The organism is Arthrobacter rhombi (assembly GCF_039526245.1).
GTDB classification, from domain to species: Bacteria; Actinomycetota; Actinomycetes; order Actinomycetales; family Micrococcaceae; genus Arthrobacter_H; species Arthrobacter_H rhombi.
The window spans coordinates 58,041-78,315 of sequence record NZ_BAAAIV010000006.1 but is presented as its reverse complement, the minus strand read 5'-3'; the positions used below and the strand labels follow the sequence as shown (position 1 = coordinate 78,315).

General features: G+C 66.9%; 17 protein-coding genes. 4 read left to right on the top strand and 13 right to left on the bottom strand.

Features of this window, described 5'->3' with window-relative positions; genetic code table 11:
- Positions 1–121 precede the first annotated feature (121 nt).
- Positions 122–1,819: a DUF349 domain-containing protein gene (locus tag ABD088_RS06300; RefSeq protein ID WP_343900850.1), complete on the top strand. Its 1,698-nt coding sequence runs from the start codon at positions 122–124 to the stop codon at positions 1,817–1,819.
- A 130-nt stretch (positions 1,820–1,949) separates the two neighbouring features.
- Entirely contained in the window at positions 1,950–2,546 is a 597-nt protein-coding gene (locus tag ABD088_RS06295) for a type IV toxin-antitoxin system AbiEi family antitoxin (protein ID WP_343900848.1), read from the top strand.
- Here the strand turns inward: ABD088_RS06295 and ABD088_RS06290 are convergent.
- The 10 genes from ABD088_RS06290 to ABD088_RS06245 form a co-directional block, all read right to left on the bottom strand.
- Positions 2,543–4,771 (bottom strand): RelA/SpoT family protein, encoded by a 2,229-nt coding sequence (locus ABD088_RS06290; RefSeq protein ID WP_343900949.1) that lies wholly within the window; start codon positions 4,769–4,771, stop codon positions 2,543–2,545. The two genes, ABD088_RS06295 and ABD088_RS06290, sit on opposite strands and share 4 nt — an antisense overlap.
- 249 nt (positions 4,772–5,020) lie before the next feature.
- Positions 5,021–6,028: a protein translocase subunit SecF gene (gene secF, locus ABD088_RS06285; RefSeq protein ID WP_343900847.1), complete on the bottom strand. Its 1,008-nt coding sequence runs from the start codon at positions 6,026–6,028 to the stop codon at positions 5,021–5,023.
- On the bottom strand, positions 6,021–7,736 hold the full coding sequence (secD, locus tag ABD088_RS06280; RefSeq protein ID WP_343900846.1) for a protein translocase subunit SecD: 1,716 nt from the start codon (positions 7,734–7,736) through the stop codon (positions 6,021–6,023). The genes secF and secD overlap by 8 nt, the downstream gene beginning before the upstream one ends.
- Positions 7,737–7,827: 91 nt before the next feature.
- On the bottom strand, positions 7,828–8,262 hold the full coding sequence (gene yajC, locus ABD088_RS06275; RefSeq protein ID WP_343900845.1) for a preprotein translocase subunit YajC: 435 nt from the start codon (positions 8,260–8,262) through the stop codon (positions 7,828–7,830).
- Positions 8,263–8,407: 145 nt separating this feature from the next.
- Positions 8,408–9,481 (bottom strand): Holliday junction branch migration DNA helicase RuvB, encoded by a 1,074-nt coding sequence (ruvB, locus tag ABD088_RS06270; protein ID WP_343900844.1) that lies wholly within the window; start codon positions 9,479–9,481, stop codon positions 8,408–8,410.
- Between the two features lie 9 nt (positions 9,482–9,490).
- On the bottom strand, positions 9,491–10,114 hold the full coding sequence (gene ruvA, locus ABD088_RS06265; protein WP_343900842.1) for a Holliday junction branch migration protein RuvA: 624 nt from the start codon (positions 10,112–10,114) through the stop codon (positions 9,491–9,493).
- Positions 10,115–10,212: 98 nt separating this feature from the next.
- Positions 10,213–10,809, bottom strand: a complete 597-nt coding sequence (gene ruvC, locus ABD088_RS06260; protein WP_343900841.1) for a crossover junction endodeoxyribonuclease RuvC — start codon at positions 10,807–10,809, stop codon at positions 10,213–10,215.
- 7 nt (positions 10,810–10,816) lie between these two features.
- Positions 10,817–11,575 carry a YebC/PmpR family DNA-binding transcriptional regulator gene (locus tag ABD088_RS06255; protein WP_343900839.1) on the bottom strand — a complete coding sequence of 253 codons (759 nt, stop codon included), beginning with the start codon at positions 11,573–11,575 and terminating at the stop codon, positions 10,817–10,819.
- Positions 11,576–11,577: 2 nt separating this feature from the next.
- Positions 11,578–12,288: a pyridoxal 5'-phosphate synthase glutaminase subunit PdxT gene (gene pdxT / locus ABD088_RS06250; RefSeq protein WP_343900838.1), complete on the bottom strand. Its 711-nt coding sequence runs from the start codon at positions 12,286–12,288 to the stop codon at positions 11,578–11,580.
- A gap of 128 nt (positions 12,289–12,416) precedes the next feature.
- Complete coding sequence (locus tag ABD088_RS06245) at positions 12,417–13,673, bottom strand: CapA family protein (RefSeq protein ID WP_343900837.1); 1,257 nt, start codon at positions 13,671–13,673, stop codon at positions 12,417–12,419.
- Between the two features lie 51 nt (positions 13,674–13,724).
- Between ABD088_RS06245 and ABD088_RS06240 the strand changes: the two genes are divergently transcribed.
- The gene (locus ABD088_RS06240; protein ID WP_343900836.1) at positions 13,725–15,746 is read left to right on the top strand and encodes a M3 family metallopeptidase; all 2,022 of its coding nucleotides are present in this window, start codon (positions 13,725–13,727) and stop codon (positions 15,744–15,746) included.
- Positions 15,743–16,450 carry a GNAT family N-acetyltransferase gene (locus tag ABD088_RS06235; RefSeq protein ID WP_343900835.1) on the top strand — a complete coding sequence of 236 codons (708 nt, stop codon included), beginning with the start codon at positions 15,743–15,745 and terminating at the stop codon, positions 16,448–16,450. Before ABD088_RS06240 ends, ABD088_RS06235 begins: the two co-directional genes overlap by 4 nt.
- Before the next feature lie 85 nt (positions 16,451–16,535).
- On the opposite strand, the gene pdxS is transcribed toward ABD088_RS06235, so the two are convergent.
- The 3 genes from pdxS to thrS all read right to left on the bottom strand — a co-directional run bounded on the left by pdxS (position 16,536) and on the right by thrS (position 20,202).
- Positions 16,536–17,465 carry a pyridoxal 5'-phosphate synthase lyase subunit PdxS gene (gene pdxS / locus ABD088_RS06230; protein WP_372711121.1) on the bottom strand — a complete coding sequence of 310 codons (930 nt, stop codon included), beginning with the start codon at positions 17,463–17,465 and terminating at the stop codon, positions 16,536–16,538.
- Positions 17,466–17,601: 136 nt separating this feature from the next.
- Positions 17,602–18,165, bottom strand: coding sequence for an HIT family protein (locus ABD088_RS06225; protein ID WP_343900831.1), 564 nt, complete (start codon positions 18,163–18,165; stop codon positions 17,602–17,604).
- A 3-nt stretch (positions 18,166–18,168) separates the two neighbouring features.
- Entirely contained in the window at positions 18,169–20,202 is a 2,034-nt protein-coding gene (gene thrS / locus ABD088_RS06220; protein WP_372711119.1) for a threonine--tRNA ligase, read from the bottom strand.
- Between the last annotated feature and the right edge of the window lie 73 nt (positions 20,203–20,275).

The window sequence follows — 20,275 nt, the reverse complement described above, 5'->3', positions numbered from 1 at the left end:
CCGGCATGGCGACCCGGCTGGCGGCAAACTACCGTGTTTACGCGGCGACTCGGTAAAGTGACGGGGGAAACATGGGTCCCGGGGTACTCCCGGGACAATCCCCAACGAAAGAGTTTTAGCGGTGACCAGCTCCAAGCAATCCGACGACAACGCCCAGCAGCCCGACGAAGTGGCAGGCGTCGAAGCCAACACCCCCGACCAGGCAGCCCCCGAAGATGCCGCAACCCCCACGCCCGAGCCCATCGCGCCCGCGGCACAGGACTCCGACACGGCACCCGCTGACGCAGCCGAGGCCTCCCCCGCAGCCGCCGTTCCGGCGGACGACGCCGAGGCCTCCCCCGCAGCCGCCGTTCCGGCGGATGACGCCGAGGCTCCGGCCCCCGAGCCCGCGAAACCGGCAGCCGAGGCGCCCCGGCCCACTCCGGCCCCGAAGCCGGCAGCCACACCGCGTCCCACACCCGGTGCTGTCCCCCGCCCGCCGGCCAAGCCGAGCCCGGCCACCGCGACTGCGGGCCAGCAGGCACCGTCCGCCCCGGTTGTTCCGGCACCGCCGGCTTACAGCAGCGACCTGACCGAGGCCGCCAAGCACAGCCGCGTCACCGAGGACGGCCACGTCTTCGTCCTGGTCGACGGCGAGGAATTCCCGGTCGGCCAGTACCCCGATGCCTCGCAGGAAGAGGCCTTGGCCTACTTCGTCCGCAAGCACGACGACGTCATGAGCCAGCTGCTCCTGCTGGAACAGCGCGTGGCAGCGCAGGCACCCGCGGCTGACATGAACAAGACCCTGGACCACCTCCAGGAACTGGTGACCGAGCGGATCATGGTCGGGGACCTGAAGGCCCTGCAGGCGCGTCTTGACGTCGTCCGCGGCGAGGTGGCCGAGCGGCAGAAGGCCGAACGCCAGGCGCAGGAGGAGAACCGCGCCCGTGAGCTCGCAGCCCGTGAGGCCATCGTGGCTGAAGCCGAGACGCTGGCAGCCCAGGACCCGGCCAGCGTGCAGTGGAAGCAAGGCAGCAACCGGATGAACGAGCTCTTCGACCTGTGGAAGAGCGCCCAGAAGAACGGTCCGCGTCTGGGCCGTCCCACGGAGGACGCCCTCTGGAAGCGTTTCCGCGGCGCCCGCACCACGTTCGACCGGCACCGCCGGGCGTTCTTCTCCCAGCTCGATGCCGACAACTCGGACGCCAAGCGCGCCAAGGAAGACCTCATCGCCCGCGCTGAGGCCCTCTCCAGTTCCACTGACTGGGGACACACCGCCGGGGAATACCGCCGGCTGATGGACGAGTGGAAAGCCTCCAAGCGGGCTTCCCGCAAGGACGACGACGCCCTGTGGGCACGATTCCGTGCGGCCCAGGACGTCTTCTTCGATGCCCGGACCAGGGCCAACGAGGAAATCGACCAGGAATTCGAAGCCAACCTGGTTGCCAAGGAAGCCATCCTGGCCGAAGCGCGCGCCCTGCTACCGATCAAGGACCTGGCCGCGGCCAAGAAGGCCTTCGAGCCGATCCGTGACCGGTGGGAAGCCGCTGGCAAGGTGCCTCGTTCGGCCATGCAGCGTATGGAGGGCGGCATGCGCACTGTGGAAGACGCGCTGCGTGATGCCGAGGACGAGAAGTGGCGTCGTTCCAACCCGGAAACCAAGGCCCGGACTAACAGCATGCTCAGCCAGCTCGAGGACACCATCGCCGATCTCGAATCGGATCTGGAGACCGCCAAGACCTCGGGCAACGATCGAAAGATCCGCGACGCCGAAGAGGCCTTGTCCGCGCGTCGCGCCTGGTTGGAAACGCTGCAGAAGTCCGCGCAGGACTTCGAGTAGACGACCATCGAGGGCTGACGGGAGGGAGGGTTCCCCCGCCTGACGCCACCCTGTGAGGGGCCGGTCACCAGTATCCACAGACTGGTGACCGGCCCTTTCTCCTGGACGGCACCTTTGCCAGAGTGTGCTCATGACAGAGCAGCTGGCCGGCCCGGCCGAAACGGCCATCTACCAACCCGGGCATCCCTTTACCGCACCGGAGCTGTCCGTGCTCGCGGGCGAGGGCGTGCTCCGCAGGGTGCTCCCCGGAGCCTACGTCGGCACTGCCGCGCCAGAATGCGCTGAGGTCCGCACCGCAGCCGTCGGTGCATATGTCGGCCCCCGGTTGCGCGAAGCGGCAGTCGTTGGCCGACTCACCGCCGCCTGGGTGCACGGCTATCTCTCCCAGCCGCCGGAACTGCAATTGCTGGTGCTCAGGTTCCACCGGTTACCGCTGCGCCGTCCCGATATCGGCATTTCATTGCATGAGTGCCTGCTCGCCGACGATGAGATCCTGATGATCGGCCAGATGATGGTGACCACTCCGGCACGAACTGCGCTGGACGTCGCCTTCCACGCACCACCTCCAGTGGCACGTCGGATCCTACGCAGGATGGTCGGCAGCCGGCGTGCAGGATGCTCGCGCGGGCAACTCCTGGACGCGATTGAAGCGACGGGCCGGCGACCGGGCAAGCGCGCAGCACTGGAGCTGGTGGAGGACCTGCCGCAGCTCAGCGCGCTGCGCTAGCTCCTGCGTTTTCCCTCGGAGGTGCGGTAGACGTCGTACACGCCGTCGATGCGCCGCACGGCATTGAGGATGTGGTTCAGGTACTTCGGATCGCCCATCTCGAAGGAGAAGCGCGAGATCGCCACCCGGTCACGTCCGGTGACCACGCTGGCGGAGAGGATGTTGACCTGGTTATCGGAGAGCACCTTGGTGACATCAGAGAGCAGCGACTTGCGGTCCAAGGCCTCGGCTTGGATCTCGACAAGGAACACGCTGGACTGGGTGGGAGCCCATTTCACTTCCACCAGGCGCTCGGATTCCGCCCCCAAGGCCAACAGGTTGGCACAGTCAGCCCGGTGTACCGAGATGCCCGACCCACGGGTGACGAAACCGCGGATGGCGTCCGGAGGCACCGGGGTGCAGCAGCGGGCGAGTTTGGCCATGACATCCCCGGCACCGGCCACGACCACACCGGCGTCGGAGGTCTGCCGCGACGTGCCGGGCGTGAACGACGGTGTCTCGTCGAAGTCCGCCTCATCCGAGTGGGTAGGACCAACCAGGGCCGTCAGATGCTCGATGACATTCTGGGCAGAGGTATGCCCGTCCCCGACCGCCGCATACATGGCAGCGATGTCGCTGTGGCGCAACTGCTGCGCCACAGCCGTGAGCGTATCGTGCGTCATCAGCTTCTGCAGCGGCAGGTTGTTCTTGCGCAAGGCCCGGGTGAGCTGGTCCTTGCCCTTGTCGATCGCCTCTTCGCGGCGTTCCTTGGTGAACCACTGGCGGATCTTGTTCCGAGCGCGCGGACTCTTGACGAATCCCTGCCAGTCCTGGCTGGGACCGGCTCCTTCGGCCTTGGAGGTGAAGACCTCGACCCAGTCACCATGGTGCAGTTCGCTGTTCAGGGGTACCAGTTTGCCGTTGACGCGGGCACCAATGGTCCGGTGGCCGACTTCGGTGTGGACGGCGTAGGCGAAGTCCACGGGGGTCGATCCAGCGGGCAACGCCATGACCTCGCCCTTGGGCGTGAACACGAAGACCTCGGCGGCATTGATCTCGAAACGCAGCGAATCCAGGAATTCGCTGGGGTCGCGGGTCTCCTGCTGCCAGTCCATGACGCTACGCAGCCAGTTCATGTCCTGGCCGTCGTGGCCCAGGGCCCGGGTCTTATCGGCACCCGACTTGTACATCCAGTGCGCCGCGATGCCGTACTCGGCGCGACGGTGCATATCGTGCGTGCGGATCTGGATCTCGACGGGCTTGCCGCCGGGACCAATCACCGTGGTGTGCAGCGACTGGTACATGTTGTACTTGGGCATCGCGATGTAGTCCTTGAAACGCCCGGGCAGCGGATTCCAGCGCGCATGCAGGCTTCCCAGGGTCGCGTAGCATTCCCGCACCGTGTCGACCAGCACGCGCACGCCCATCAGGTCGTGGATGTCGTCGAATTCCTTACCGCGCACCACCATCTTCTGGTAGATGGAGTAGTAGTGCTTGGGGCGTCCGGTGATCGTTGCCTTGATCCGGGCCTGGTGCAGATCCTCGGCGATCAGGGTCCTGACGGTGGCCAGGTACTTTTCCCGCTCGGGAGTCCGGTCCCCCACCATGCGCACGATCTCCTCGTACACTTTCGGGTGCAGTGCGGCGAAGGAGAGGTCCTCGAGTTCCCATTTGATCGTGTTCATGCCCAGCCGGTGGGCCAGCGGAGCGAAGATCTCCAGTGTCTCGCGGGCCTTCTTCGCGCTGGATTCCGGAGAGACGTAACGCCAGGTGCGGGCGTTGTGCAGCCGATCGGCGAGTTTGATGAGCAGGACCCGGATGTCACGCGCCATGGCGATCACCATCTTGCGGACGGTTTCGGCTTGTGCCGCGTCACCGAACTGGACCTTGTCCAACTTGGTGACGCCATCCACCAGCATGGCCACCTCGTCGCCGAATTCCCGGCTGAGGTCGTCCAGCGAGTAGTCGGTATCCTCGACCGTGTCATGCAGCAATGCCGCTGCCAGCGTGGTTCCGGTCATGCCCATTTCGGCCAGGATCGTCGCCACGGCGACCGGATGGGTGATATAGGGGTCACCGCTCTTGCGCTTCTGGTTCTCGTGGCACCGTTCGGCCACCGTGAACGCGCGGGTGATCAGGTCAAGGTCTTCCCGGGGGCTGTTGGCCCGCACGGTGCGCAACAGTGGTTCCAGGATCGGCGGCTGGCCGGAGGTTCCCCGGCCGGCAAAGCGGGCCAGACGGGACATCGTGCCACCGCGGCGGCGTGCCGTCGGCGGTGTAGGCGGCGCCGGTGCCGGTTGTTCGGCTTCGTGCGCTGCCCGGGCTGTGGGTTCCGCCATGGCAGCTCCTCTCGCTGACCCCGAGTGCATCGTGCGCCCGGGCCGTGGTACTGGTGGGCCACGGGTGGGTATTCCCAACCGTGGCCCGTCCGTCATTCAAGGTTATAGCACCCGGAGAGGCCCGGGGTCACATGCAGCACCCCGGACCGCCCGGCGTCATCCGGCGGTAGCGGCCTGCGACTCTGTGCTCACCCCACGCTTGGAGAGGACCTTCTCGTTGTGCTTGCGCACCTCGGGCTCCGCGTGGCGGAAAACCGCATATAGCGGGGCCTGGACGAAGATCGTGCACAAGGTGCCCACGATGATGCCCACGAACAGGGCCAGTGACAGGTCCTTCAGGGTGCCGGCTCCCAGCAGGTACGAACCGATGAACAGGATCGAGGCCACCGGGAGGACGGCCACCACCGACGTGTTGATCGATCGGACCAGGGTCTGGTTGACCGCCAGGTTGATCTGTTCGATGAACGTTCGTTCTGTTTGGTTGAACGTATGGGCCGTGTTTTCCCGGATCTTGTCGAAGACCACCACCGTGTCATAGAGCGAATAACTCAAGATCGTCAGGAAACCGATGATCGCACTCGGGGTGACTTCGAAGTTCGAGAGCGAATAGATGCCGGCCGTGATGATGACCACCGTGAACAGGCCGATGATCGCTGCCAGCGACATCTTCCAGGTCCGGAAATAGATGGCCATCAGCAGCGCAACCAGCACGACGAACGCGATGAGCCCCCAGAACGCCTGCTGCGACACGTCGGCACCCCAGGAGGGCCCGACGAAGGAGGACGTCACCTCGGAGTCAGAGACCCCGTAAGCGGTCGCCAGGGCGTCGGCTACCTGCAGCGTCTGGGTGTTGGAGAGCCGGTCGGTCTGCACGCGCATGGTGTTCGCCGCGATGTTGGTGACCGTTGGCTCATGGTCCGGTGCGGAAGCCTTGACGGCATCCTCTCCGGGCTTGATGTCGGTATGTGTGACCTGCGAGACCGTGAACTCCGAGCCACCCCGGAACTCGATGCCCAGGTTGAAGCCGCCCTTGGCGACGGGGATGATGATCGCGATGAGGACCAGCACCCCTGCGATCGCGAACCACAGGTTCCGTTTGGCGATGAAGGGGTAGGATCGCCGGCCGGAGTAGAGGTCGTTGCCCCATGAAGCGAGATTAGGCATTGTCGTTTTCCTTCGTCGCGGAGGACTGGTCTGTACCGGATCGGGCGGCTTGCCGTCGCTCGGCGATCGTCTGGCGTCGGGCAGCCTCCTTGGAGGCGCCCACATTGCGCTTGCCCGCCTCAGGTGTCGGCCGGTATTCGCGCAGCCTGCCGGCTCCCTTGTACAGTGCTTCGGCCCCGAGCAGCGAGGGGTCCAGTCCGGAGAGGCGGTGTCCCTCGCCGAAGAACCGCGTCTTGGAGAGCATCTGCAGCATCGGGTGCGTGAACAGGAACACCACGATGAGGTCGGCGATGGCCGTCAGACCCAGGGTGAAGGCAAAACCCTTCACGTTGCCGACCGCGACGATGTACAGCACCACCGCCGCCAGCAGGTTGACCGCCTTCGAGGCGATGATGGTCTGCTTGGCCCGCTTCCAACCGGTTTCCACGGCGGAGGGCAGGCTCCTGCCGTCGCGGAGTTCGTCCCTGATGCGTTCGAAGTACACGATGAACGAGTCGGCAGTCAGGCCGATGGAGACGATGATGCCGGCAATACCCGCCAAGGAGAGGCGGTAGTTCTGGGCCCATCCGAGCAAGACGATGGCCAGATAGGTCAGGATGCCCGCGACCACCAGGGAGAACATGGTGACGAGTCCCAGCAGGCGGTACTGGAAGAAGGAGTACAGGGCGACCAGTGCCAGGCCGATGATGCCGGCGATGAGGCCCATGCGCAGCTGGTCCGAGCCCAGCGTGGCGGAGATCTGCTGATCGCTTTGAATCTCGAAGCTGATCGGCAGTGCGCCGTACTTCAGCTTCTCGGCCAGCGCCTTGGAGGATTCCTCGGTGAAGTTGCCGCTGATCTCGGCCTTGCCGTCAGCGATCAATGCGTTGGTCGTCGGAGCCGAGAGGACCTTGCCGTCCAGGACGATGGCGAACTGGTTCTGCGAGCCCTTCATCTTGACGAGGCGTTCGGTCACGGTACGGAACTTGGTCGTTCCCTCACCGTTGAACTCCAGGTTCACCACCCATTTTCCGGTGTTGAAGCCCTGCTGCGAGGTCTGCATGCCGGATGTGGCGTTGGCGATGTCGGTGCCCGGAATGGCGACCGGGCCCAGGATGTACTTGACGTGCTGGTCCGGGTCACAGGAGATGCTCGGCTTGGACGGGTCCGCGGATTCGATATCCGACTTCGCCAGTTCTGCCGTGCAGTCGTAGGCCTCGAACTTCTTCTGCAAGTTGGCATCGATCCAATTGGTGTCCGACCCGTTCGCCGGCTTCTTGTCCGGCTTGGGCAGGTCGGCTGCCTTCGTGCGTTCTGCCTTCGGTGTGGCATCCCAGCTGCCGGCCTGGATGACCGGGCGGAATTCCATGTTCGCTGACGCCTGGATCAGCTCGCGGGTCTTCTCATCGGGAACACCGGGCATGGAGACGACGACGTTGCGTCCCGACTGCGTGGTGATCTCGGCTTCGGACACGCCGGAGCCGTCAACGCGCTGGCGGATGATCTTCACCGCTTGGTCCAGCTGATCCTGGTTGATGGCCGCTCCGCCTTGGACCTTTGGCGAAAGGATCATCTGGGTCCCGCCCTCGAGGTCGAGGGCGAGCTTGGGGGCGAAGCTCGCTTGATTGGTGGCAACGCCGGAAATCAGCACCGCCGAAAGCGCGATGATGATCACGCCGAGCCACAACAGCGCGCGCCGCGCGTGCTTGATCGGGCCAGTCTTAGTCATGGTGGGACTTTCTGCTCAAGACACCAGTGGAAGGCATCGAAGTACGGCAGAACGCGGCGCCGGGCCCTGGGGGCCAGACGCCGCGATGCACTTAGTCGTTCTGGTTCTTGCCTTCGCTGTCGAGGCGACGCAACGTCTCCTCGGGGGTTTCGCCCTGGTTGGAGTGCCCGGCGGGGGCCTCGTCCTGGTTCAGCGACGTGTTGGCCTGTTCCGGGGTTTCCGCGGTGGCGACGGGCACGACCTTGGCGATGGCCTGGGAGTGCACGGTGGCGGTGGTACCCGGCGACAGTTCCAGGGTGACCTTGTTGTCATCGGTATCGATGGACAGCACGGTGCCGAAGAGACCGAAGTTGGTCATGACCTCCGAGCCCGGCTCCAGCTGCGAACGCAACTGCTGCTGCTGCTTCTGCGCCTTCTTGCGGCCGCGGAACATCATGAAGATGAGGAACGCGAACGCCAGAATGAGGATGAGGGTCATCGGGTCGAAGCCCGGTGCTGCAGCCTGGGCCAATATCGTGGAGGTCAAGGGTTACTACCTGTTTCTGTTCTGGGGGCTTCCGTGCACGCCGGCTAGAGAGCGCACTGGAGGGCAAGTCACCATTGTATAGGTCGATGCTGGACGTTCCGTGACCGGGACCTCAGTGCGAACCGTGCCGTTCCGGGCCGGAGTCCTAGGAATCGCCGTCGACGGCCTCGCCCGGGTGCCCGAATTGTGCTCCGGTCCCGTCGCCGAAAGCAGCACCCGCAGGCGCCACCAGGCCCAGATGATCCCAGGCAGCAGGCATGGCAATGCGACCGCGGGGAGTCCGCCCCAGCAGGCCTTCACGCACCAGATACGGTTCGGCAACGGTCTCCACTGTCTCGGTTTCCTCGCCGACCGCGATCGCCAAGGTCGACAAGCCGACGGGGCCACCACCGAACTTCGTGCACAACGCCAGCAGGACGTTGCGGTCCAGCCGATCCAGGCCCCGGGAATCAACTTCGTACATGTCCAGGGCCGCCGAGGCGGATCGGGCGTCGATCTGTTCGATGCCATGGACCAGGGCCCAGTCCCTGACCCGCCGCAACAGCCGGTTGGAAATGCGGGGAGTCCCCCGGGAACGCATGGCGATCTCCGCGAAGGCCGCCGAATTCACCGACATGTCCATCAGCATGGCCGACCGGCGCAGCACCAGCTCCAGCTCGTCCGTCGAATAGAACTCCAGATGGCCCGTGAACCCGAACCGGTCACGCAATGGCCCGGGCAGCAGGCCCGCACGGGTCGTCGCGCCGACGAGGGTGAAGGGAGGCAGCTCCAGCGGGATGGCGGTTGCCCCGGCACCCTTGCCGACGACGATGTCGACCCGGAAATCCTCCATCGCCATGTAGAGCATTTCCTCGGCGGGGCGGCTCATCCGGTGGATCTCGTCCAGGAAGAGGACTTCGCCCTCCGTGAGCGACGACAGGATGGCCGCGAGATCGCCGGCGTGCTGGATCGCCGGTCCCGAACTGATCCGCAAGGGCGCGTTCATTTCCGCGGCGATGATCATCGCCAGCGTCGTCTTGCCCAACCCCGGGGGGCCCGAGAGCAGGACGTGATCCGCGGAACGCTGCCGGATCCTGGAGGCTTCCAGCACCAGGGACAGCTGTTGGCGGACCCGTGCCTGGCCCACGAAGTCGTGGAGGTTCTTGGGGCGCAGGGCCGCCTCGATGGCCCGTTCCTCCGGCTCCGAGGTCGAGGCCGTGATCTGCTGGTTCTCGGACATGGTCGTAGCCTAGCGTCCGCCGACCGAGGCTCCGCGACCCAGGTCGCGCAGGACGGACTTCAGGATTTCCCCGACCTGGCCACCGGCCACGAGGTCGGGTTCGGCCTTCGCGGTGGACGCCAACGCCTTCTCGGCGTCCTTTTCTGTCCAGCCCAGCCCCACGAGTGCCTGCAGGACCTGTTCCTTCCATGCGGGAACGACGGCGGCCGGGACCGCGGTGCTCGCCTCACCGGTCGGGGCCAGCTTGCCCGCGAGTTCCAGCACGATCCGCTGGGCGCCCTTGGGGCCGATACCCGGAACCCGGGTGAAGGCCTTGGTGTCCCCACCGGCGGAAGCGACGCGCACGTCCTCGGGACTGTGCACCGCCAATACCGCCAGGGCCAGACGCGGTCCGACGCCGGCCACGGAGAGCAGCACCTCGAAGACCTCGCGCTCCCCCGGCGTGGCGAAGCCGAACAGGGTCATCGAATCCTCGCGGACGACCAGGGAGGTGTGTACCTGGGCATCACGTCCCACGTGGAGCCCGGAGAGGGTCTGGGGCGTGGCCTGGATGAGCATCCCGAACCCGGACACCTCGATGACTGCGCTGTTCAGGGCCACATGGGTGACCACGCCGTTCAGGGAACTGATCATGGAAAGCCTTCCTCCGGCGTCGTACTGGTGTCGGGGACCGCCAGGCGGTATCCGAACATATCTACGAATACCCTACCCGGTGACCCGGCCCCGGCGGTTCAGCGACGCGGCGCCCGGGTCGACCGTGCCGTCGCTTCCGCGGCGGCCCAGGCCCGCTGGGCGGGGGTCAGCCCGCTGGATCCGCCACTGACCCCGACCGAAGCCTGGGCTCCCGGTGCCGCCCCACGCCAGCCATGGGTGATGGCCAGCGCCGCGGCATCTGCGGCGTCGGCGGGTGTGGGCGGTGCGTCCAGGCGCAGGATCTTGGCGACCATCTTGCCGACCGCCGCCTTGTTGGCCTGGCCGCTGCCGGTGACTGCCGCCTTGACCTCGGTGGGCGTGTGCAGTGCCACCGGGATGCCGCGGCGCGCGGCGGCAACGATGACGATCCCCGAGGCCTGGGCGGTGCCCATCACCGTGCTGACGTTGAGCTGGCTGAAGACCCGTTCGACGGCGAGCACATCCGGGCGGTGCCGGTCCAACCAGACGTCGATGCCCTCGGCGATGGCCAGCAGGCGCTGGTCCAAGGGGGTGTCCGGGGTCGTGCCGACCACGGTGACGTCGATCAGGGTGGCCCGGCGGTTGGGTTCGACGTCGACCACGGCCAACCCACAGCGGGTCAAACCCGGGTCGACGCCGACCACACGCAATGCCACGACGGTGCTAGTCGTCCGCTTCGAGCTCGGCCATGACCTCTTCGGAGAGGTCGGCGTTGGAGTAGACGTTCTGCACGTCGTCCAGGTCCTCCAGGGCGTCGGTCAGCTTGAGGAACTTGCGGGCCGCGTCGGCGTCCAGGTCCACCTGCATGGACGGGACGAATTCGACCTCGTCGGACTCGTACTCGATGCCGGCTTCCTCCAGCGCCTTGACCACGGCACGCAGATCGGTCGGTTCGGAGTGGATCTCGAAGCTGTCGCCGGACTCCTTGACCTCGTCGGCACCGGCCTCGAGGACCGCCATGAGGATGTCATCCTCGGTCAGGTCCTTCTTGGGCAGCGAGACGACCCCCTTGCGGGCGAAGAGGTAGGCGACGGAGCCCGGGTCGGCGACGGTGCCGCCGCTGCGGGTGATGGCCAGGCGCACCTCGGAGGCGGCGCGGTTCTTGTTGTCCGTCAGGCACTCGACCAGCAGTGCGGATCCCTGGGGGCCGCGGGCCTCGTAGATGATCTCGGCGTAGTCGATGACCTCGCCGGTGAGTCCGGCACCGCGCTTGACGGCCCGGTCGATGTTGTCATTGGGGACCGAGGTCTTCTTCGCCTTGGACACGGCGACTTCCAGGGCCGGGTTGCCGGCCATGTCGGCGCCGCCCGCACGAGCTGCGACTTCGATGTTCTTGATGAGCTTGGCGAACGACTTGGCACGCCGTGAATCGATGACGGCTTTCTTGTGCTTGGTCGTTGCCCATTTGGAGTGGCCTGACATGCTTACGCTTCTCCCTTGATCAGCTGGATGAAAAGTTCGTGGATCCGGCGCTCCCCCGTGACCTCCGGGTGGAAGGAGGTGGCCAGCAGCGATCCCGAACGTACTGCAACGATTCTACTGTCCGTTGGCGATTCCGCACCGAGCGGCCCGCTGGGCACCTGCACGGAGGCCAGGACCTGGACGTCCGGGCCGACGCTTTCCACCCACGGGGCGCGGATGAACACGGCGTGCACCGGGTCGGCCACGGCGCCCGACGTTGCCCCATCGGGGCCCGGCAATCCCTGGAGCCCGGCGAAGTCCAGGTCGGTCTCGAAGGACTCGACCTGCCGGCCGAAGGCATTGCGGCGCACGGTCATGTCGATGCCCCCGAAACTCTGCTGGGGCGCGCCCGCCCCATCGGTGGCCGGGTCCACGATGCGATCGGCCAGCAGGATCAGCCCGGCACAGGATCCGTAGACCGGGAATCCGTCGGCGATGCGCTGCTTCAACGGTTCGGCGACGCCGAACATCCGGGCCAGCTTGTCGATGGTGGTCGATTCGCCGCCCGGCAGGACCAGCCCGTCCAGACCGTCGAGTTCCTGCGGGCGCCGCACCGGAACGGCAGTCGCACCGCAGGCCTGGAGCGCCGCCACATGTTCGCGGACGTCGCCCTGCAGGGCCAGGACACCAACTGTGAGCATGCGCAACCGCCTCTTCCGGCACGGACCGGACATCGGGCCGCACCGTGGCGGCCGGGAAATGGGGACGCTCCAGCATAGTTCGGCGTGGACTCCCGCCGCGCGGCCGGCGACACGCCCCGTCTTCCGGCCGCGTCCACCGCCCCGCAGCCCCGGGATGCGGATCAGCTGGCGCCGGGATCCCACGGCTTGGCGCCCGCATCGTCGGCACCCAGGGCGTTGAGCGTGGTGCGGGTGCGTTCCAGGGAGGCTGCGTCCCCGCGGGCGGTGGTGCAGGGTGTCTTTGCCGGAAGCGCACACCAGCGCACCGGATCCTGGGCCATGATGTGGGCGGCCCACCGCGGCGGGGAGGTCTTCCACCCTGTGGCGGTGCGGGTGAACTCCAGTTTCAGGCTCACCCCTTCCCGGTTCACCGCCAGGTCCGTGGCATGGGCGGAAACACTGTTGCCCAGACCATAGGCGATCCAGACGCCGTCGTACTTCTCCAACGGCAAGACCGAATGCGTGTGGTGGGAGTAGACGACATCGAAGACACCGCTGCCGGCCAGGGCACGCGCGGTGCGGCGCTGGTCTGCGGTGGGACGGCTGGAATACTCCTGGCCGGCATGGAACCCCGCGAGAACGACGTCGGCGCCTGCCTTCCGGGCTGCCTTCGCCTGGGCGATCATGCGGTCGGTGTCGATGAGGTCGACCCGCCAGCCCGTGTCGGGCTGCAGGCCGTTGAGTGAGAAGGTCGCGGTGACGATGCCGACGCGCACTCCCTGCGCGTCCAGGATCAGCGGCCGGGCCGCCTCGGCCGCGGTGCGGTACGTTCCGGTATGGCGCAAGCCCGCCTGATCGAGCCCATCCAAGGTGCGTTCCAGCCCGGCCGTCCCGGCGTCGATGGCATGGTTGGTGGCGGTGGTGCAGGCGTCGTATCCGGTGGACTTCAGCGCCGGCAGGATCTGTGGCGGCACCACGAACGAGGGGTAGCCGCTATAGGGGCCGTCGGCGTCACCCACCGGGGTCTCCAGCGAACAGACTGCCAGATCGGCGTCTTCCAGAAAGGGCTCCACCCCCGAGAGCAGCGGGCGGAAGTCCGGTTGCGCCGCCGTGCCGTCAGTGCGGGCCTGGGCCCAAAGCGGTGGATGCAGCAGCACATCCCCGGTCACCGCCACGGATACCCGTTCCGGGGCCGCCGCGGAAGACCGGGCAGCCCCGGAGGCCTGGGGGGTTGAGGGGGTTGCGGCGCCGGTGGAGGTCGAAGGGTGCGTTGGCACCGCCGTGGAACCGCCGGCCACCGGCCCGTCGGAGGGCGTGCACCCGGCGAGCAGCAGAGCCACAGCGCAGGCGACCGCCAGGCCTGCTGCCGGCCGGAACCTGTGTCGCGGGACCGCCGGCTCGCGATCTCCGTGTCCGGTGGGGGCGGCGGCAATCGTCATGCCTCGATGGTATGCGTCGCGCAAGGCCCCGGGGTGTGAAAAACTGCCTTCATGACCAATCCCCTGCTGACGCCGAGCCCGCTGCCGTTCGAGATGCCCGCCTTCGACACGCTGACGGCCCAGGACTACGTCGACGCGGTCCGGCAGGGCATCGCCGAGCAGCTCGCAGCGATCGAGGCGATCACGTCCTCCACCGAGGAACCGACGTTCGCCAACACCACGGAGGCCTTCGAGGCGAGCGGCGAAACCCTGCGCCGGGCCATCATGGCGTTCTCGAACGTCAAGCCCTCGCACGGGACGCCGGACATCCTCGCCGCCGACGGGCAGATCCAGGCGCTGATGACCGAACACGCCGACACCGTGCACCTCGATGCCGGGCTGAACGCCCGCCTGGAGGCGGTGGCGTCGGCCGGCGGGCTCGACGGTGAGCGGGCGCGGCTCAGCGAGGAGACGCTGAAGGCGTTTCGTCGGGCAGGGGCCGGCCTCGGGACGCAGGACAAGGCGCGGTTGCGCGAGCTGAACTCCGAGATCTCCGCACTCTCGACCAGGTATTCCACCGCGCTGCTCGCCGGGATGAACGACGCTGCGGTGCACTTCGTCGACGCCGCCGACCTCGCGGGGCTCTCCGAGGCGGAGATCGCCTCCGCCGCCCGCGCCGCAACCCAGGCAGGGCACGACGGCGGCTACCTCCTCACGTTGGTCCTGCCCACCCACCAGCCGGCACTGGCACGCCTGGAAAACGCGGATTCCCGCCGGCGCCTGTTCGAGGCCTCCACCGGGCGGGGCCAGGATGGCCCGCACCGCACGCTGGACCTGGCCGCGTCGATGGCCCGGTTGCGTGCCGAGCGGGCCGGACTGCTGGGATATCCGAACCATGCTGCCGTTGTGCTGGAAGCGCAGACCGCCCCCTCCCTTCACGCCGTGAGGGAACGCCTCGCGGCGTTGGTTCCCCCGGCGGTGGCCAACGCGGCGACGGAAGACGCGGTCATGGCCGAGGTGGCCGGACAGGCGATACAGCCATGGGACCGCGCCTACTTCTCCGCGCGGGTGCAACGCGAACGCTACGCTGTCGATGCCGCAGCGCTGAAGCCCTGGTTCGAACTGGACCGGGTCATCCACGAGGGGGTCTTCGCGGCGGCGACCCGGCTCTACGGCATCAGCTTCACCGAACGGCACGACCTGCCGCTGTACCACCCGGACGCCCGCATCTGGGAGGTCACCGACGCCGATGGCAGCACCCGCGGGTTGTTCCTCGGGGACTACTTCGCCCGGCCGACCAAGGCAGGCGGGGCGTGGATGAACAGCATCCGGGTCGGCGCCTCCCTGTTCGGCGAGCTGCCCGTGGTCACCAACAACCTCAACATCCCGGCCCCCGCCGAGGGGGAACCGGCATTGCTCACCCTCGATGAGGTGCGCACGCTCTTCCACGAGTTCGGACACGCCCTGCACGGACTGTTTGCCGACGGGATCTACCCCTCGTTGTCCGGAACGGCAGTCCCCCGCGACTTCGTGGAGTACCCCTCCCAGGTCAACGAGATGTGGCAATTCGACGAGGAGCTGGTCAGCTCCTATGCCCGCCACGTCGAGACCGGCGAGGCCCTGCCCGACGGCGCGTTGGACCGGATCCACGCAGCCGCACTGTGGGGCGAGGGTTTCGGAACCACGGAGTACCTGGCGGCAGCAGTGCTGGACCTCGGCTGGCATTCATTGGCCCCCGGCGAGGACCCGGGCGATCCGCTGGCCTTCGAGGAGCGGGTCCTGCGCGAGGCCGGATTCAACCCCGACGTCATTGCGCCGAGGTACCGTTCCGGCTATTTCAAGCACATCTTCGACGGCGGATACTCGGCCGGGTACTACTCCTACATCTGGAGTGAAGTGCTCGACGCCGACACCGTGGAATGGTTCGCGGAGAACGGTGGCGGGACCCGGGCAAATGGCAACCGGTTCCGTGCCGGACTGCTCGCCCGCGGCAATACCCGCGATCCGCTGGAATCGTACGAGGACTTCCGTGGCCGGCCGGCACGGCTCGAGCCACTGCTCGTACGCCGCGGACTCGATGGGGTCTCCCGGTGACGACCATCTCCGGCGCGCAAACCGCCTGTGCCGATTGGAACCGCTCGCTCGCCGCAGCAACTGGCGGCCGCGAGTTCTCCACGCACGGCTGCCAGTGGGTATGGCAACCGAGCCGGGCCCGCCTGGTCCTCCTCTTTCCCGCCCGCCCGGAAGCGGCAGGCTTGCGCCCGGGGTTGGCCGAAGGCACCCGGTTGGGCGCCCGCGAGGTCCATGTCTGGCTCAATGCCGCCGCACGGGATACCGACCTGGTGGACCTGGGCTTCCGCGATGCCCCTCCGGTCTTCTGGCATGCAGGGAGCTTCGATGACGTCGCCGAGGCGTCCCGGGAGCACCAGCAATGGGACGGCCGCGTCCAGTTGACTCCCGATCTGCCCGAGGCCACCGGGCCCGACGCCGACGAACTCTCCATCGTGGACCCCGGTCACATCGAGCATGCGGTCGCCCGCACCCACTCCGGTGAGCTGGTGGGACGCGGTCTTGCCTACCGGCACGACGGCGGCGATGTGTCAGTGCATGACCTCGCCGTCGGCCCGTCATCCCGCCGCCGCGGTACCGGTACCGCCTTGTTGGCTGCACTGGCGCGCCCGCTGGGCTCCATCGGCAGCTCGGACCAGCTGCTGGCCGCCTCGACGCCCGGGGCGTCCGCCTTTTTCAGGGCCAACGGCATGGATCTGATCGGCAAGGGCCGTCACCTGGTCCAGTAGCGTCGTCTGCGCCGGCCATCCATCCGGTTAAACGACGGCTGGCCGCTCCCCGAGGGGAGCGGCCAGCCGTGTCGTGAGCCGGTGTCTACCAGCCGCGCTCGGAGAGCCGGTGCGGCTCCGGGAGCTCTTCGACGTTGATGCCGACCATGGCCTCGCCCAATCCACGGGAGACCTGGGCGATGACGTCCGGGTCGTCGTGGAAGGTCGTGGCCTTCACGATGGCGGCGGCACGCTGTGCCGGGTTGCCTGACTTGAAGATGCCGGAACCGACGAACACGCCGTCCGCGCCGAGCTGCATCATCATCGCGGCGTCGGCGGGGGTGGCGATGCCACCGGCGGTGAAGAGCACGACGGGGAGCTTGCCGGTCTGCGCGATTTCGCGCACCAGCTCGTACGGTGCTTGGAGTTCCTTGGCGGCCACGTACAGCTCATCCTCGGCCAGCGAGGAGAGGCGGGCGATCTCGGAACGGATCTTGCGCATGTGTCCCGTGGCGTTGGAGACATCGCCGGTGCCGGCCTCGCCCTTGGAGCGGATCATCGCGGCACCCTCGTTGATGCGACGCAGCGCCTCCCCGAGGTTCGTGGCGCCACAGACGAACGGAACGGTGAAGTCCCACTTGTCGATGTGGTTCACGTAGTCGGCCGGGGTCAGGACCTCGGACTCGTCGATGTAGTCGACACCGAGGGACTGCAGGATCTGCGCCTCGACAAAGTGTCCAATGCGGGCCTTGGCCATGACGGGGATGGAGACGGTCTCGACGATGCTGTCGATCATGTCGGGGTCGGACATGCGCGATACGCCGCCCTGGGCGCGGATATCTGCCGGGACCCGCTCGAGGGCCATCACGGCCACGGCGCCGGAATCCTCGGCAATGCGGGCCTGCTCGGCGGTGACGACATCCATGATGACGCCTCCCTTGAGCATCTCGGCCATGCCGCGCTTCACCCGGGAGCTGCCTGTGGTGGAAGGCTGCGCGGGGGTGTTTTCAGTGCTGGACACGTCGGGTCCTTTCAAAACGGTGGAGGAGTACGTTCCATCCTAAGCCTCTGTGCCACCCATCACCGTCCACCGTGACGTCACACGGAAGCACCCTGCAGGCTACCTGCTGGTAGCCCACCCGGGCGGGAGCGCACAGCTGAGGCTGTGCAACCTACTGATGGTCCGCCCAGGCATCGGCAATGTCCTGGCGGATGTCCCCGAGGACAGCGGGGATGGCCTTGGTCTGGGCGATGATCGGGAAGAAGTTCCCGTCCCCGCTCCAGCGCGGGACCACATGCTGGTGCAGGTGGGCCGCGATCCCCGCGCCGCCGGAGACCCCTTGGTTCATGCCCAGGTTGAATCCGGTGGGCTTGGCCACCGCACGCAACACGCGCATGGCCTGCTGGGCCAGGGCGCCCATCTCGGCGGTCTCCTCCACGGTGATGTCCGTGTAGTCAGGCACGTGCCGGTACGGGCACACCAGGAGGTGGCCCGAGTTGTAGGGAAAGAGGTTGAGCACCACGAACGCCGTCTTGCCGCGGTGCACGATGAGGGATTCCTCGTCGCTGCGCTGCGGGCCGGTGCAGAACGGGCAGTCATCCTCGTCGGTGACCTGGCCCTGGCCACGTTTGATGTACGCCATCCGATAGGGCGTCCAGAGCCGTTGGAAGGAGTCCGGGACCCCGGCCAGTTCGAAGTCGTCGGTGATGTCCTCGTCGTGTTCCGGGGTCCCCATGGACTACGCCTCCCGGTTCTTCACAGCGGCGACGATGCGCTCGACGGCCTCGGCTACCGGCACGCCGTTGTCCTGGCTGCCATCGCGGAACCTGAAGGAGACGGCTCCCGCTTCGGCGTCCTCACCACCGGCGATGAGCACGAACGGGACCTTGTCCTTGGAGGCGTTGCGGATCTTCTTCGGGAAGCGCTCGGTACCCAGGTCGGCCTCGGCACGGATGCCCCGGGCCTTGAGCTGGGCAACGATGTCCTGGACGTAGTCGTTGAACGTCTCGGCCACGGGCACGCCCAGGACCTGGACGGGCGAGAGCCACGCGGGGAACGCACCGGCGTAGTGCTCGATCAGCACGCCCATGAAGCGTTCCACCGACCCGAAGAGGGCGCGGTGGATCATGACCGGACGCTGGCGGGAGCCGTCGGCTGCCTGGAACTCCAGGTCGAAGCGCTCCGGCAGGTTGAAGTCCAGCTGGATCGTGGACATCTGCCAGGTCCGGCCGATGGCGTCACGGGCCTGCACGGAGATCTTCGGACCGTAGAAGGCCGCTCCGCCCGGATCCGGGACCAGTTCCAGGCCCGAAGCAGTGGCGACCTCTTCCAGGGTCCGGGTGGCCTCATCCCAGGCGTCATCGCTGCCGACGTACTTCTCGGGGTCCTTGGTGGAGAGCTCGAGGTAGAAGTCATCCAGGCCGTAGTCCTTGAGCAGGTCCAGGACGAACTGCAGTGTGGTGGTCAGCTCATCCTTCATCTGCTCGCGGGTGCAGTAGATGTGGGCATCGTCCTGGGTCATGCCGCGCACGCGGGTCAAACCGTGCACGACGCCGGACTTCTCATAGCGGTAGACGGACCCGAATTCGAACAGCCGCAGGGGCAGTTCGCGGTAGGACCGCCCGCGCGAAGCGAAGATCAGGTTGTGCATCGGGCAGTTCATCGGCTTCAGGTAGTAGTCCTGGCCGGGCTTGCGCACCGATCCGTCGTCGTTGAGTTCCTCGTCGACGTGCATCGGGGGGAACATCCCGTCGCGGTACCAGTCCAGGTGGCCGGATATCTCGTAGAGGTGGCCCTTGGTGATGTGCGGGGTGTAGACGAACTCGTATCCGGCTTCCTCGTGGCGCTGGCGCGAGTAGTCCTCCATGGCCCGGCGGATGATGCCGCCCTTGGGGTGGAAGACCGGCAGGCCTGACCCGAGCTCGTCGGGGAAGGAGAACAGGTCCAGCTCAGCGCCCAGCTTGCGGTGGTCACGGCGCTCGGCCTCTGCCAGCCGCTCCTGGTAGGCCTTCAGATCCGCCTTCGTCGGCCAGGCGGTGCCGTAGATGCGCTGGAGCTGCTTGTTCTTCTCGTTGCCCAGCCAGTAGGCGGCAGCCGTCCGCGTCAGGGCGAAGGCGTTGGAGATCAGTTTGGTGTTGGGCAGGTGCGGGCCGCGGCAGAGGTCGCACCAGACGATGTCCCCGGACTTGCGGTCGACATTGTCGTAGATGGTGATCTCGCCGGCGCCGACCTCGATGTTGGCGCCCTCGCCGACCTCATCGGCGTCGCTGGACTTGCCCAGCAGTTCGAGCTTGTACGGCTCGTTGGCCATGGCCTCGCGGGCTTCATCCTCGCTGACCACCCGGCGGGCGAACTTCTGGTTCTGGTTGACGATCTTGAGCATCATCTTCTCGAGGGCCTTCAGGTCCTCGGGGGTGAACGGCTCGTCGACGTCGAAGTCGAAGTAGAAACCGTCGGTGATGTAGGGGCCGATGCCGAGCTTGGCTTCGGGGCGCAGCTGCTGGACAGCCTGGGCCATCACATGTGCGGTCGAGTGGCGCAGGACCTCGAGGCCCGCGGGGGAATCGATGGTCACCCGTTCGACGACGGTGCCCGCCTCGAGCTCGCGCGACAGGTCGCGCAGGACCCCATCGACATGCATGACGACGACGTCACGATCGTCGAAGTACAGCTCGGCGCCGGTAGTGCCCGCAGCCACCTCTCGCTGTGCTCCGTCGACGCTGAGGGTGATCTGCTCTGACACGTGGGTCTCCTGGTTCGTTGGGGGCTTCATGACTTGTGGCATACGGTGACCACAGCCAGCCAGGGTCCAGCTTAACCGACGGGTTCGCGCCCGAACCAATCCG